Here is a 13,876-nt window from a genome sequence, read left to right on the forward strand (position 1 = left end):
GGTGGTTTGTTGAGCGACAGCTACAGATATTAAATTACTTTATGTTGTATAGCCTATCACCTGTGTCGGTCAAGAGGCCCATTTACCAAGGACTGCCGATTATGCTGAAAGCTGCCCAATAATACGGATGGGATAAATCTTTGCTGTCGAGTGTGGGGATGGACGGGGGCAAGGGAATGTCGCCTCGGGAAGTTCGCAGTTGACCGCCTTCGATCGTCACTTTGCCTTCGATCGCGGCAATTTGTGCTTGCCTGAGAGCTTCCGCTTTAATCATGGGAGGATCTTTTGGCCTGCTGATTTTTAACTGCTGGTAAAACTCACTCATCAGGGCGAGAGTCCCCGCATCGCTGACGTACCACAGACTGGCGAGGGCTGATTTTGCTCCCGATTGCAGCGCTAAACCGGCAAATCCGAGTTCTGCTTCTTTGTCTCCCAATGCGGTTCTACAGGCACTTAATACTAACAGTTCAAGAGGCGGATTGTTCCATTTTAAATCTCTCATTTGATCGAGACCCAGTTGGGTGTCCCAAAATTGAATGTAGGAGTTATTTGGGGTTCCTGGGCGGAATTCTGCGTGGGTGGCAAGGTGGATGATTCCGTATTTTTGTTGCAGTCGCTGGGATTGCAAGTTTACTATGGTGAAATCTTCGTTGAGAAACGATTGACCGGGCCACTGTCGGGCGATCGCGCCCAATTCTAACGGCACTGCCGGCAGCGGTTCTTTGTTTGCCGTTTCTGAAAAATTTGATGCTCCCATTGCTAGGACTTGGGTGTTTCTGAGGTCGGTGTAATTGCTGTCTGTGAATTTGAAGGCGGGGATGCGGGCGAGGCTGTATTTTTGGATCAGAAATTGCTGTCCGTCGTGCATTGCTCCTAGTGGTACGGTTCGCAAACCTGCGCCGACGCAGAACAGCAATGTTTCAATTTTTCCTGTTTGCAAATCTGTTTCTAGGGGTGCAATTATCCATTTGTAGAGTTGTTGGGCTGGTTCTAGATAGCTGGTGGTGTTGAGTTTTACGGGATTGGTGATTTCGCTGCCGAATTCTTGGACTGCTGAGAGCAGTATCTCTTGTTTGGCTTCCGGGACGCTGCGGTTAATGGGCGGGCGATCGGGCAATATTAAGATTAATTCTAGTTGATCTGTGCGCGGGATAGCGTAAATTAAAGCTGGTTTTTTCTTTGTTTGAACTGCTAGGCGGGAGAGAGTTTCTGATATTGCTTGGGCGGTTTTCGCACGGGCCCTAAAGTCTTGTTCAAAGTATTTTTGATAGTCTTCTTCCCAGTCTTGTTCGATTCTGGTTAAGGCTTCGGTGAGGTTTCCCCGATCGAGTAAATTTCTCATTTCTTGCCCGTTAAGCCCCCCCTGGTCTGTGTTTTGGGCAATTGTAGCGAGGTTCGCCGTGCTCCAGCAGAAAAATATTGCTGTCAAACAGTAAAAAATAGCTTTTTTAATTTTTTTATGAGTCGCGTGTTTTTGGCGTTGCTGCGGGGATTGGTAGTGCATGGTTTTGTGGCGGTTGAGGGCGCAGTTGACGGCAGCAGTTGGCAAAAGCTGGGATGTGGCTGGGAATATTTGACTGTGCTGGCGATCGCGGCACGATTATAGCATTCAAGACAAACCGCAAATCTCTGCCGTAGGGCGTGGACACCAGCACCAACAGAGTCCCCGCGCCAAGAAATTCGCGATTTATGTAAACTTTTGTAAAGCAGGCAGAAGTTTTGCATCAACAGGACTTACGCAAAAAGCCGGTTTCTTCAAGTAAGTCCTGTGTCCTATAGCCTGTTTCAGATAGATGAGGTACAAGTTTAGATTTTAGATTTTAGATTTTAGATTGGGGGATTGAGGAATTGTTAATTAATTAGTAAATACCTCATTTTATGAGAAGCGCTATACATAGCACCCTGGTACATTTAACCGGCATTATCTCTACGGGCGTGTTTGACTTTTTGTCGCACATCCGCAGTTCTCAGGTTGAATCGGGTTTTGTCTTGGTGTTGAGAAAGAAATTACCCTGAATCGAGCGCCGATATATTGAGTTACTTCAGTAGACATATTCTCTGTATTTACTTATTTTAAAATAGTTAGGTTTTTTCGCGACAACTTACTTAAAGCTCGACTGATTGATTGTTTTTCCTCCGATATCTGCCCGGTTATTTCGTACAGTTCACAGAGACTGCTTTTGGCATAAGATTTTGCCTGGAAATTTCCTAATTTTTTAGCATCATTGGTGGCAGTTGCCAAGAGTTGAGCAACATAAATTAATGCGGGTGCTTCGATTTTTTTGCGTGGCACGATCGTTCTTCGGTTAAAAACTCTAAAATTTATCGCACTTCTCCCGATCGATCCAATAAGTGTGGCATATATCGCTCACACCCCTAAGTTATCAATAAACACACCTAATTATTTAGAGGATTTTACGCTATGCGGTCGATCGCTTTTTCCTTGTTGATTCTTGGTTCTCTCGCGACGATAACTGAAGCCTGCTTCCTTCGGCTATACATTGTGTGCGATCGCACTTGGCAGGGTGCGATCGCGATCGGACGGGGAAATCTGTCTTAGTATTTCTTCACATATCCTGCTTTCGGTCTATGATATATGCCTTATGGCGTATTTGTGTTTAAAGCCCGTTACCGCGTACCGCTGATGAGTCAATCAACCAATTCACCGCTATCCCAACCATTTTCTCGAAGAACCGCCCTGAAATTCCTCGGAGTCGGTGCCGCCGGCGGGCTGCTGGGCTACTCTCGATTTTCCAAGCCAGAGCCCGCCGTTTTTGTGCAAGATTCTATTGACTTGCCGCGAATGCTGAATCAGCGCAAAACCGTTGCAGTTGTCGGGGCAGGCTTGGCCGGGCTCGCCTGTGCTTACGAACTCTCCCAGCGGGGTTTCGCCGTAACATTGCTAGAGAAATCGCCCCAACTCGGCGGCAAAATTGCTAGTTGGCCGATTCAAGTCGGGAACGAAACTTTTATGATGGAACACGGTTTCCACGGTTTTTTTCCGCAATACTACAACCTCAAAAGTGTGGTTGAAGAACTAGAAATTACCGATAACTTTGTATCTTTAGAATCCTACGCCGTTCTGTTTCGAGACGGCAAATACGAACCCGAAGTTTTCCGTCCCAACCATTCAGCTTTCCCCTGGAATATAGTTGATTTGGGGATATCTTCTCCCAATCGGCTCAAGTGGGGAATCAATCTGACAAAACCCGCTCACTGGCAAGTGTTTCGGGAAATCGGCGGTTTTCAAACTCAAAAAACTTTCGATCGCCTCGACAATATCTCAGTTGCCGACTGGGTAAAAGGTGAATTCCCGCGCGGGCTTTATGACTTGTATTTTCTGCCTTTTGCCAAGTCCAGCCTCAACGCTCCCGACGAATTGAGCGCGGGAGAATTAATGCAATTCTTCCACTTTTACTTTTTCGGAAATCCAGAGGGTTTGGCATTCAACGGCACGCGGCAAGATATGGGCACGAGTTTGGTGCAGCCTATTGCCAAAGCCATTGAAAGCAAAGGCGGCAAAGTATTAACAGATGTCGCAGTCAGTGACATTCGCTGGGAAAACGGTCAGATTGATTCTTTGACTTACCAGTCGGCAGACGTGCAAACTAAAATACCTTTTTGGGTAAAGCGAAACGCGCTGTTAACTGACAGCAACTCTACCGAATATTTCGGCGCTGGGGACAGCGTATTTGCCGCCGCACCGTCGGGAAAAGAGGCAATTTCTCTGAGCTGCACTCACCAAGGCTGCACAGTTCAGAAACAGAACGACGGTCAATTTCACTGTCCTTGTCACGGGGCCGTTTTTGATGCCGAAGGGCGAGTTGTCAGCGGGCCTGCTCAGCGGGATTTGCCTCGATTTAAGGTAGTCGATGAAAAAGCAGATGAGGTACAGTTGGTTTCCGCCGCGAACAATTCCCAGACGCAGAATTTGGCGGAAACATTGAAGGCTGATTACTATGTTTTTGCGGCAGATGTTCCGGGGATGCAGCATTTGTTTAGTTTGGCCAGCGGTGAGGTAAATCCGCAGGTGCACAGCCGAATCGAGAGTTTGAAAATAGCCGATCCGTTTGCGGTGGGCCGTTTTTGGTTCGATCGCGATTTTCCCTGGGAGCACAGCAATTTCAGTTCGCTTTCCGGCTACAAACTGACTGACAGCATTACGCTTTACCACAAAATTCAGGATCGGTTCATCGAGTGGAATCAGAAAACTGGCGGTAGTGTAGTGGAACTGCACGCTTATTGTTACAAGGAGAAGGAATTTCCGAACCAGGAAGTTTTGCTGGCGACTTTTGAGCAAGAATTGTACGAAATTGTACCGGAATTAAAAGAGGCAAATATGCTGCACCGGGAATTGGTAAATCAAAAAAATTTCTCTGGATATCCGCCCGGCAGTTATGCGGAAAGACCAGAAACTTGCTGCGCTGTTCCCAATCTGTTGTTTGCGGGAGATTGGGTAAAAATGCCGTTTCCGTGCGGTTTAATGGAAAGGGCTGTTAGCAGCGGTTTGTTGGCAGCTAATGCTATTTTATATCAGGAGGGTTTGCAGAGGCGATCGCTCTTGACAGTGAATCCCGAAGGCGTGTTAAAAATCTAAGGTTTGCAGCGGGGCGGGTTTTATAAATCGTCAATTATTGGCTGCTATTCTCGGTGAAAACCGCCCCCAGCCATAGCATTTGAGATTTGAGATTTTAGATTTGAGAATTGAATAATTGGGAATGACCCGCCCCAAAATGGATACCGTGCCACCTACTCCTGTCGTGGAGAGAGAAAAATTTGCTATCCTACTTCAACCTGCCAGATTCATTTGTGGAGTAAATCTCAAATCTCAAATCTCAAATCTCAAATCGACTGACTGATTCAATCAGGGTTTGCAGGTTTGCTACAGTTGCATTCTTTTTTTAAGATAAGTTATGGTTTGTGGGTGTGGTTTCGGTGAGAAGAAAAAGCAGAGCTTGCAAAAAAAATATTTGCGTTGAGCTGGTGCATCTGCGGTTAAAATAGTCAATAAGTATAAAGCAATAATAGATGCTGAAGAATAACTGCAAAATTCGCAATAAATCTGTAATGTTTGATGCTTTTGCAACAGAATACGATTTCGCTGCCACTTTGCAAAGCCAGAATGATTTCTTTATTAAAAACCTATCGACTAGCAAAGGTGCAGCATTAGATATTGGCTGCGGCTCTGGAATTCTGGCTTTTGAATTAGCCCAGTATTACGATAAAGTAGTCGCCGTCGATTTATCAGCAAAACTGCTGGCTATAGCCAGTCAAAAACGCTCAGCTCCTAATATCGAATACATCCAAATGGATGCCAGTAAATTAGTGTTAGACCGCAAATTTGATTTAATAGTTAGTGATGCCACTTTCCACCACTTGCACAATCTCCCCGCCGCCCTCTCTGCAATAAAAAAAATGTTAAATCCGCACGGAAAAATTGTCTTTTTAGATAATATATCGGAAGTCGAAACACCTGCTACAATAGGCTACATATTAGGTGCAGCAAGAGATTTTATTCCTGACTGTTCCAAATACGGATTTCGCAATGCTTCAAGATTATTAAGATTTAGAGTGTCGCCAAGCTGGTTGAAGCATTTAGCTAGCGACAGATATTTGTCAGAAGGGAGATTTAGAAAAATTTACGGTCGTTGCTTTCCGGGCTGTTATTTTGTAAAATTGGGTTGTTTTATGGGCGTAATCTGGGAACATTTGTAATGCAAAACAACGCGATAAAATCGGAATCTGCAAGGGGACAAAAAACTCACATCCGCGAGTTGGGCATTAATCTCGATCGCTGGTATGCGATCGCCCGCAGCAGCGAGGTGCAAACTCAGCCCGTCGCTGCGAAAATCTGGAATCGGGCGATCGTACTTTTCCGCGACAGTGCGGGCAAAATCAACGCTTTAGAAGATAGATGTCCGCACCGACAAGTTAAACTCAGCCACGGCCAAGTTAAAGGCGATTTAATCGAATGTGCTTACCACGGATGGCGGTTAAATGCAAGGGGAGAATGCGCCGAAGTAGATTATTTAGCAGAAAATCAAAAGCTACCTAACTGCAAAATTCGCTCCTATCCCGTCAAGGAAAAAAACGGTTTTATCTGGCTGTTTCCCGGCGACGGAACCAAAGCAGAAAAAATAGATTTATTAGATTTATCAGAGTGGGAACATCTCAATTATATTGCCACAGTTTCAGTCATCGACTGTCACGCTCACTATTCATTTTTAATTGAAAATTTGATGGATATGTACCACGGACACTTGCACGATGATTGGCAAGCTTGGGCAAATCCGGTGTTAGATACTTTAGAAGAAAACGAGCATCAAGTAACTGCTCGCTATCAGGCACAAAGTTATTACAAAATAGATAAAATTTGGTCAATTTCTCAGTTATTTTTTAAGTCTCTGCGCCGACTGCACCCGGAACCGCTGGAGGTGAGCTATGTTTACCCGCACTGGGTTTCAACTTTGGGGAGCGACTTTAAGATTTACTGCTTGGTTTGTCCGGTGAGCGAGACAGCAACTCGCGCTTATTTAATTCATTTTACCTCATTAAATGCGTTTTGGCGGCTGCACAAATTGCCTGTTTGGTTTCGCAAGTTTATCAAAGATAGTTGTTTCGGTGCTGCTCAAAAGTTATTAGATGGTTTGGTGCGGCAGGATGTATTAATGATCGAGGAAGAACAGCAGGCTTTTTTGCAGAATTCAGAAAGAAAAAGTTATGAATTAAATCGGGCTTTAGCCAGCGTGCAAAAGTTGATGAGAAGTCAGGCAGAAAATGGATAATTCAGTCACAGATTGAAATCTGCACAGGCTAATATGTATATTTCCCAAAAATCAGGGAATTACAACCGAGGTAAATTCGGCTAGTCCTGAACGCAGAAATTGTATTTGGATGCGCTAGGATTTAGACTAACAGTTACTTTAAAAGAAGATGAATTGGCGATCGGCGAATGAAACCGATCGCCAATCTGCGTTAATCTGCGTTAATCTGCCCCTATCTGCGGTCAAAAAACCTAAATCCCGCAGCACAAACCTTACTTTTTAGGACGCTGCTGCTGGTAAACGCTGACAACCTTATCCGCATAAGTAGCAGTTGCCCCGCTTTTACAAGCTGCGGAGTCCCCTGTCATCCACCAGCAAGCGGCGCGGCGTACAGCGGTTAATTCATTGTTGCTGCTAGCTTTGTATTCGTCGCGCAGCAAATCGCCCACGATACAGGTAACAATTGATTTGGCTTTTGTCGCGTCGGCCTCAAATTGTTGCGGTGTTAAATCTTGTTTGGTACAGAACTTTGCCCAACGGGAAATATTGTTCGGTAAAACTTGCCACTGACTGTACATTCCGTCATTTGTGGCTTGTGGCGGGGCGGCTTGTCGCAGCGCTTCTACGAGGGCGGAAACTTGCGCGTCGGTGACTGCTTGCGCTGTGGCTGGAAGTGTTTGCAATCCGAGGCTAATTATCAGGCTGCCGAATAGTAGATTGGTTTTTGCGATCGATTTAAAATTCATTCACAATGCCCTGTTTGATTTAAACTTTGTTCCCTCAAACAAGGTTTACTATTTTGTCGCTCGAATGCCTCTGTCTTAAGTATGATTTGCTTTTTGAATGGACTGTCGATCGCACTTACGATAGAAATTGTTAATCAATTACGATAAAATCATGGAAGTACAACGAGAGAGAAATTCGCAACTACCTGAGAGCAGATGGGACAAATCCTTTTGAAGATTGGTATAACTCGCTCCGGGATACCACAGGCAAAAATAGGATTCGGTTAAGGCTTAAGCGAGTCATGACTGGTAATCTAGGAGATTGTAAGTCCGTCTGAGAAGGAGTTTTTGAACTCAAAATTGACTTTTGCCCTGGATATCGGCTTTACTTTGGACAAGTCTGGCTGACAATTGTACTTCTGCTAATAGGTGGAGATAAGAGCTTTCAAGAGCGAGAGATTGGCAAAGCTATTCAATATTGAAGAGACTATGAAAGACGTGAAAGCACCAACGAGTAGGAATTACCAAGAATGTCTGATCGAATCTCTGAGAAATGCCCAAGAAGCAGCAGGTTATATCGAGGTGACATTGACAGAAGCCAGCGATGAACCTAAATTGATCCAAATGGTACTCAAAGATGTTGTAGATTCTCGGCTAAAGTTCAACAATTTATCAGAGTCAGCTCAACTTCAATGGGACAAGCTCGACAAGATGTTGACAGAAAGTGCAGGTTCGGAAATCTATAGTTTGGTAGCACTGCTCGAAGCGTTAGGATTTAAACTAGGAATTAATATAGCTGATATTGAGTTGTCTGCTGAATGTACTACCGATCGCCCTACGATAGAAATTGCCGATCGACTGCGATAAAATTATGGAAGTACAACCGAGGGAAATTCGACGTTACACTACACCAGAAGGTACGGCACCATTCACCGAGTGGCTTGATTCGCTCCGCGATCGAAATGTTAGAGTTAGAATCAAGTCTAGGCTTGACCGAGTTGAGCAAGGCAATCTCGGAGATTTCAAGTCAGTGGGACAAGGAGTTTTTGAACTCAGAATTAATTATGGCCCGGGCTACCGCCTCTACTTCGGACAAGTCGGCTTGACAATTGTGGTAATCCTCATAGCTGGGGATAAAAGCACCCAAGAACAGGACATTCGACAAGCTATAGAATACTGGACAGATTATGAAAAACGTGAAAATGCCTACGAGTGACAGCTACCGCGAGTACCTAATTGAATCTCTCAAAGAGCCTGAAGAATCTGCTGGTTTTATCGGGGCTATCTTGGAAGAAAAAGACCCTGAACCAGCACTCCTGAGAAATGCCATCAGAAAGGTGATTGAGGCTAAAATCAGGATGAATGCTCTTTCGGAGTCAGCAAAACAGCATCACGAAAAACTTGATAAGATACTGACTGAAAGCGGCGGTTTGGAAATCTATAGTTTGGTAGAATTGCTCGAAGCATTAGGATTTAAACTAGCAATTACTGTCGCAGATACTGAGTTGCCCCCTGACTCCGAATCAACGGAAATTGGGGAATCAGAATTATCGCCCGAACCAGTAGTTAATCCCAGTTAAGGAGTAAATCGCGCCCTCACCCCTCCCTCACAAAATCAAACAACCGGTGAGCCATTTCTAGCTTGCTGCAAGATGCTATTTCTACTTGCTTCCCGGCGGCATTAATTAATATTGCTTCATTGGTATTGCTGCCAAAACCTGCACCTATTCGATCGATCGGGTTTGCGGCAATTACATCCAGTTTCTTCGCCCGCAATTTCTCCAAAGCTGGCTTGACAATATCCCCAGTTTGTGCTGCAAACCCGATTAATTTTTGGTGCGGCTGTTTCAAATGTCCCAACTCTGCCACAATATCCGCTACCGGTGCCAAAGGCAAACTATTCGGGAGCGATCGCTTCGGCAGTTTTTCACTGCTGTACTCAGCCGGCTTCACATCCGCTACCGCCGCCGCCATCACCGTCAAATCCGCCTCGTGAAAGCATTGCAGCATCGCCTGCCGCATTTCTCGGGCACTCGCTACTGCGATCGCCCGCACACCTGAGAGCGGCAACTCCCCAGTTATACTGTGTACCAGCGTCACTGTCGCGCCCCGGTGCCCTGCAGCTTGCGCCAAAGCTATACCCATTTTGCCGCTGGAAGGATTGCCGATAAACCGCACCGGATCGAGGTGTTCGCGCGTTCCTCCCGCACCGATCAACACCCGAAGGCCCGCTAAATCTCGATCGCCCTTCGCATACAACAGCGATTCAATATGAGGCAAAATCTCATCAGGTTCTGCCATGCGGCCGACACCCGCGCGATCGCACGCCAGCATTCCCGCCCCCGGATTGGCAGCATGATAGCGGGGATCGGTCAAAACTTCCCGCCAATTTCGCTGCACGGCCGGCTGTTCCCACATATCCGTATTCATCGCCGGTGCCAGCAAAATAGGGCAAGTAGAAGCTAAGACAGTATTAGTCAGCAAATTATCAGCAAAACCACCCGCCAACTTAGCCAAAGTATTAGCTGTCAGGGGAGCAATAACAAAAACTTCCGCCCATTCTCCGAGTTGAATGTGCAAAGGGCGGCCGTGATTTGCTTGCCAAAAATCTTTGTCAGTAAAAGCAGGATGGCGGCAAAGAGTAGCAAAAGTCAAAGGCGTTACAAACTCCCCGGCCGCATCAGTAAGAATAGCTTTAACTTCCGCTCCAGCTTTCGCTAAAGTGGAAACTACTTCGCAAACTTTGTAAGCCGCAATCCCGCCGCTAACGCCGATTAAAATTCGTCTGGCCTTCATGTCATACCATTTTAGATTTTAGATTTTAGATTTTAGATTTTAAATTTTAAATGGGGAATGACTGATGAATACCCGGTTGAGAGCTGGCATACATTCACATTCTTTTTGGAAACTGGTGTCATTTTATCATAAAAAAGAATCAAGAAAGAAATTAAGATAAAAACAGACTAAAATCCCTAATTCATCTGTTTAATCTGCAACAAAAGATGCTGCTAACTTCTTCCTCAATTCCGTCGAAAATTTTAAGCTAGATTTTTAAGTCTATGCTTCGTCGTAGGCTTCCATATCCAGAAGGTGGAGATAAGGTTCAACCAGCTCCGGCCGCTGAAAAGCAAGCGATCGCAACAAATGCCAATCATTCAATCCCTCAAAAGGATCTGCATAATCGTCAACTTCCAAACGGACAGCCAATTCTGCCACGTCCTGAGAAGTAAGTACAGCAATATCGCGCGATGCTTTGGTTAAAGTTTTCATTTTTTTCCCCTGCCCGAGACTTCCGCCATACTATATACTAAACCTTTAATCAGATTTCGACACAGTTTCTACAACAAAACTTCGCATTACATCTATAACTTCCGGCAGAATCTCGTGTCCCATGTTAAATTCTTGATACTGCACCGCAGCTTCCCAAGCAGTCAAACTGTCGCGCGATCGCACACCAGCACTAACGGGTACAATAGTATCTTGAGTACCGTGCACGATTAAAACAGGTGGTAAAACACTCCCGGCAACTGGCGAAATCGACGGGTGCAAATAACCGCTCAGACAAATTAAACCGGCTACGGGCAAAGTCAATCCCAAATCTAGAGTCATCGCTCCACCTTGAGAAAAACCGCCTAAAATTGTCCGAGACAAAGGCACACCCGTGCTGCTTTCCAAAGACAGCAAAAATTCCCTCAGCAATTGCCGACTTTGTACCAATCCCTGAGCGTCTTTGTTTTGAAGGTCATACCACATTTTGCCGCCCATTACATGGGGATGAGGAAACGGGGCATCGGGAAACACAAACTGATAATCCGGCAGATTGAAAGCCGGTGCTAAGGAAGTCAAATCCCGAGCATTAGCACCCCATCCGTGCAAAGCGACAATCAAAGCGACAGGTTTGCGATCGATGGTTGGCGGAATGCTAATAGATTGTAAAGACATCGTAGTTAGTAATTGGTAATCTGGCATTGCTACAATTATAAATTGTAGCAGCGGCTAAAACCCCAGATATTTGTTTGGGTGAGATTTGACTAGAAATTAGCACGCGCTTGCCAATAACTCTAACTAGGAAATGTTAAGTTTTAGGAGTTAACTGTACGCTGTGCAGAAAAGCACCTTTCTTAAACTAATTAACCAAGGGGAGAACGGCGGCGCTCTAGCGTCCCCACGAGAAAGGAAGATGCGAGGGAGAGCGAGACTCGACTAGAAGCGAGATCGATCCCGCTACTTCCAATTGACACCTACTGCAGGTGAAACCTTAGAAACAGATTGCTCGAACTGTTGCCGTATGGGTATCTCAATCCAGAATTCAGTTCCCTCTCCCGGAGCCGATACGCACCTGAGCGAACCGCGATGTTTTTCCACTATTTGATAGCCGATAGACAATCCCAAGCCAGTACCTTTCCCTACAGGTTTGGTAGTAAAAAACGGCTCAAACAAACGTTTTTTTACATTTTCCGTCATGCCCGCTCCATTGTCAGCGATTCGCACGCACACACAATTAGAATTTAAAATTTCAGTGCGAATCCGAATAGTAGGTGAAAATGCCGAAATAGGTGGATTTTTCACGAGGGAAAAACAATGATTTGTTTCGTCATATAAAACATCAATGGCATTAGTCAAAATATTCATAAATACCTGATTTAATTGTCCCGCCCAGCACTCCACCAAGGGCAAATTTCCGTATTCTTTGATGACCTGGATGCCCGGAAAATCAGCTTTAGGTTTCAGCCGACCATCCAAAATCATCAAGGTGCTGTCAATGCCTTGGTGAATGTCAACCGACTTCATTTCAGCTTCATCCAAGCGCGAAAAATTCCGCAGAGAAAGCACGATTTGACGGATGCGTTCAGCTCCCAAATTCATAGATTTTAGGACTTTAGGCAAGTCTTGACTGATAAAATCCAATTCGATCTCTTGTAGTTTCGCTTGCACTTCGGGCGTTGGGTTCGGATATTGCTGCTGGTATATTTCTACAAGTTCCAGCAAGCTTTGAGTATATTCGCCTGTATGGATCAGGTTGCCAGAGATGAAGTTGACAGGATTGTTAATTTCGTGGGCAACTCCAGCCACCAACTGCCCCAAGCTGGACATTTTTTCAGTTTGGATTAGTTTCAATTGAGCTTCCTGCAAATTTTTCAGTGCCGTTTCTAGTTCAGCGGTGCGCTCTTTTAGTTGAATTGTACGATCGTACACTTGCTGTTCTACTTTTGCGGTACGTTCTACAGACATCAACAGGTAAATCGTCAAGCTGCCAGTCATCAATAGTCCGATCGCGCCAATTGCCAGCGAACCCTGATACGTCCTCAGACTGTTGTACCCCTTCCCGGGCAAAACTAGCAGCATCCACTGGCGGTCTGCTACGTTAAATAGGCGAGTGCAAGCACTCGGATATTGACAGATTTTTGCCGACAAATTACCTAACTCTGGCTTTTCGTGTTTTGGGCGATCTATCAACTGCTTAGCTTGTGAGTCGTAGCGCACCAGAAAGCGTTCTTTCTCTATAGCAGAGTTGTCATAGAGGTAAAAATTAATGTTGTCTAAATTTAGCGATTCTAAAGAGAAATCGACCATATTGGTAATCTGAAACAGACCCGCAATAACTCCCATGAGGTTTTGGCGGCTGTTGACCGAGTTATCAGCAGAATTTGTGCGGCGGGGTACTGGTAGAAATACTTGCAATCCCGGTTGATTGTTGCTGACTAATCTAATCCGCCCGGAAGCCGCTATTTTCCCGGTATTCACCGATTTCTCTAAAGCTGCTTTGCGATCGGGGTTGGAGGCAACATCAAAACCGATCACTTTGTTATCTTCTTTTAGTGCTTCTCTGTAGGTAATTGGAAAGTATTCCGATCGCAAAGCAACTGCGATCGGCTGTTGGTCAGGATCTCGTTCGTAAATTTGAAATGCCGGAAAACCTTCGGCTCGAATTGTCCGTTCGTAAGCTGCTTTTTGGGCAGCAGGCACGCGCCGAATCCAGTTAACAGAATGTATAGCAGAATTTCTGGAAAGTGCAGATTGAGCGAATTCCTTAAAATCTTGTCTGGTAACTTCAGTAGATCCCCTATAGAATGCTTCAAGTGAGTAGAGAAATTCTAAATTTTTATTGATGCTTTGCTGCAATGCCACATTCAGGCGATCGGCTTGCTGATGAAATTCAGCTTCCATTCGTTGGTTTTCCTCATGCCAAACGACCGCCGCGGCTGCCAAGGACAAGCTCGTACCGGTGCAAAGAGTCAAGGCTGCTGGAATGTAGCGACGGTGCGACAGTAAACTTTCCCTCACCGAATGAAACCAATTGCTCGCAACATTCATATTCCCACACCTTCTGCCACCGGAGTGCAATTCGTTTAAAGACTTGTGAAATTCCTTGATAGCACGAAGGAC

The 13,876-nt window shown here is 45.4% G+C and carries 15 protein-coding genes; 8 read left to right on the top strand and 7 right to left on the bottom strand.

Annotated elements, in window-relative coordinates; translation table 11 throughout:
- Positions 1-82: 82 nt before the first annotated feature.
- Positions 83-1,342 carry a CHAT domain-containing protein gene (locus QUA80_RS14970; protein WP_333425717.1) on the bottom strand — a complete coding sequence of 420 codons (1,260 nt, stop codon included), beginning with the start codon at positions 1,340-1,342 and terminating at the stop codon, positions 83-85.
- Positions 1,343-1,459: 117 nt separating this feature from the next.
- Between QUA80_RS14970 and QUA80_RS14975 the strand changes: the two genes are divergently transcribed.
- Positions 1,460-1,606, top strand: a complete 147-nt coding sequence (locus tag QUA80_RS14975) for a hypothetical protein (RefSeq protein ID WP_333425719.1) — start codon at positions 1,460-1,462, stop codon at positions 1,604-1,606.
- Positions 1,607-2,068: 462 nt separating this feature from the next.
- Here QUA80_RS14975 and QUA80_RS14980 read toward each other — a convergent pair whose 3' ends face one another.
- A complete protein-coding gene (locus QUA80_RS14980; protein WP_333425721.1) occupies positions 2,069-2,293 on the bottom strand; it encodes a hypothetical protein in 225 nt (74 codons plus the stop codon).
- A gap of 129 nt (positions 2,294-2,422) precedes the next feature.
- On the opposite strand from QUA80_RS14980, the gene QUA80_RS14985 reads away from it, so the two are divergent.
- The 4 genes from QUA80_RS14985 to QUA80_RS15000 all read left to right on the top strand — a co-directional run bounded on the left by QUA80_RS14985 (position 2,423) and on the right by QUA80_RS15000 (position 6,785).
- Positions 2,423-2,560, top strand: coding sequence for a hypothetical protein (locus tag QUA80_RS14985; protein WP_333425722.1), 138 nt, complete (start codon positions 2,423-2,425; stop codon positions 2,558-2,560).
- 36 nt (positions 2,561-2,596) lie between these two features.
- Complete coding sequence (locus QUA80_RS14990; RefSeq protein WP_445302238.1) at positions 2,597-4,597, top strand: FAD-dependent oxidoreductase; 2,001 nt, start codon at positions 2,597-2,599, stop codon at positions 4,595-4,597.
- A 431-nt stretch (positions 4,598-5,028) separates the two neighbouring features.
- Positions 5,029-5,715 (top strand): class I SAM-dependent methyltransferase, encoded by a 687-nt coding sequence (locus QUA80_RS14995; RefSeq protein WP_333425724.1) that lies wholly within the window; start codon positions 5,029-5,031, stop codon positions 5,713-5,715.
- Positions 5,715-6,785 (top strand): aromatic ring-hydroxylating dioxygenase subunit alpha, encoded by a 1,071-nt coding sequence (locus tag QUA80_RS15000; RefSeq protein WP_333425726.1) that lies wholly within the window; start codon positions 5,715-5,717, stop codon positions 6,783-6,785. The genes QUA80_RS14995 and QUA80_RS15000 overlap by 1 nt, the downstream gene beginning before the upstream one ends.
- Before the next feature lie 251 nt (positions 6,786-7,036).
- On the opposite strand, the gene QUA80_RS15005 is transcribed toward QUA80_RS15000, so the two are convergent.
- Entirely contained in the window at positions 7,037-7,510 is a 474-nt protein-coding gene (locus QUA80_RS15005; RefSeq protein WP_333425728.1) for a hypothetical protein, read from the bottom strand.
- A 468-nt stretch (positions 7,511-7,978) separates the two neighbouring features.
- Between QUA80_RS15005 and QUA80_RS15010 the strand changes: the two genes are divergently transcribed.
- From QUA80_RS15010 to QUA80_RS15020, 3 genes are read left to right on the top strand one after another with little or no spacing between them, the layout of a single operon-like run.
- Positions 7,979-8,356, top strand: coding sequence for a transcriptional regulator (locus QUA80_RS15010; protein WP_333425729.1), 378 nt, complete (start codon positions 7,979-7,981; stop codon positions 8,354-8,356).
- 4 nt (positions 8,357-8,360) lie between these two features.
- The gene (locus tag QUA80_RS15015; protein WP_333425731.1) at positions 8,361-8,705 is read left to right on the top strand and encodes a type II toxin-antitoxin system RelE/ParE family toxin; all 345 of its coding nucleotides are present in this window, start codon (positions 8,361-8,363) and stop codon (positions 8,703-8,705) included.
- Positions 8,677-9,069, top strand: a complete 393-nt coding sequence (locus QUA80_RS15020) for a transcriptional regulator (protein ID WP_333425733.1) — start codon at positions 8,677-8,679, stop codon at positions 9,067-9,069. The genes QUA80_RS15015 and QUA80_RS15020 overlap by 29 nt, the downstream gene beginning before the upstream one ends.
- A 16-nt stretch (positions 9,070-9,085) precedes the next feature.
- Here the strand turns inward: QUA80_RS15020 and coaBC are convergent, their stop codons facing one another.
- From coaBC to QUA80_RS15040, 4 genes are all read right to left on the bottom strand, one after another.
- Positions 9,086-10,285, bottom strand: coding sequence for a bifunctional phosphopantothenoylcysteine decarboxylase/phosphopantothenate--cysteine ligase CoaBC (coaBC, locus tag QUA80_RS15025; protein ID WP_333425735.1), 1,200 nt, complete (start codon positions 10,283-10,285; stop codon positions 9,086-9,088).
- A 261-nt stretch (positions 10,286-10,546) separates the two neighbouring features.
- Entirely contained in the window at positions 10,547-10,759 is a 213-nt protein-coding gene (gene isiD / locus QUA80_RS15030) for a protein IsiD (RefSeq protein WP_190743522.1), read from the bottom strand.
- A 45-nt stretch (positions 10,760-10,804) separates the two neighbouring features.
- Positions 10,805-11,431, bottom strand: a complete 627-nt coding sequence (locus QUA80_RS15035) for an alpha/beta hydrolase (RefSeq protein ID WP_333425736.1) — start codon at positions 11,429-11,431, stop codon at positions 10,805-10,807.
- 282 nt (positions 11,432-11,713) lie between these two features.
- Complete coding sequence (locus QUA80_RS15040; protein ID WP_333425739.1) at positions 11,714-13,804, bottom strand: CHASE domain-containing protein; 2,091 nt, start codon at positions 13,802-13,804, stop codon at positions 11,714-11,716.
- Between the last annotated feature and the right edge of the window lie 72 nt (positions 13,805-13,876).

This window comes from Microcoleus sp. F4-D5 (assembly GCF_036704885.1).
Taxonomy (GTDB): Bacteria; Cyanobacteriota; Cyanobacteriia; order Cyanobacteriales; family Microcoleaceae; genus Microcoleus.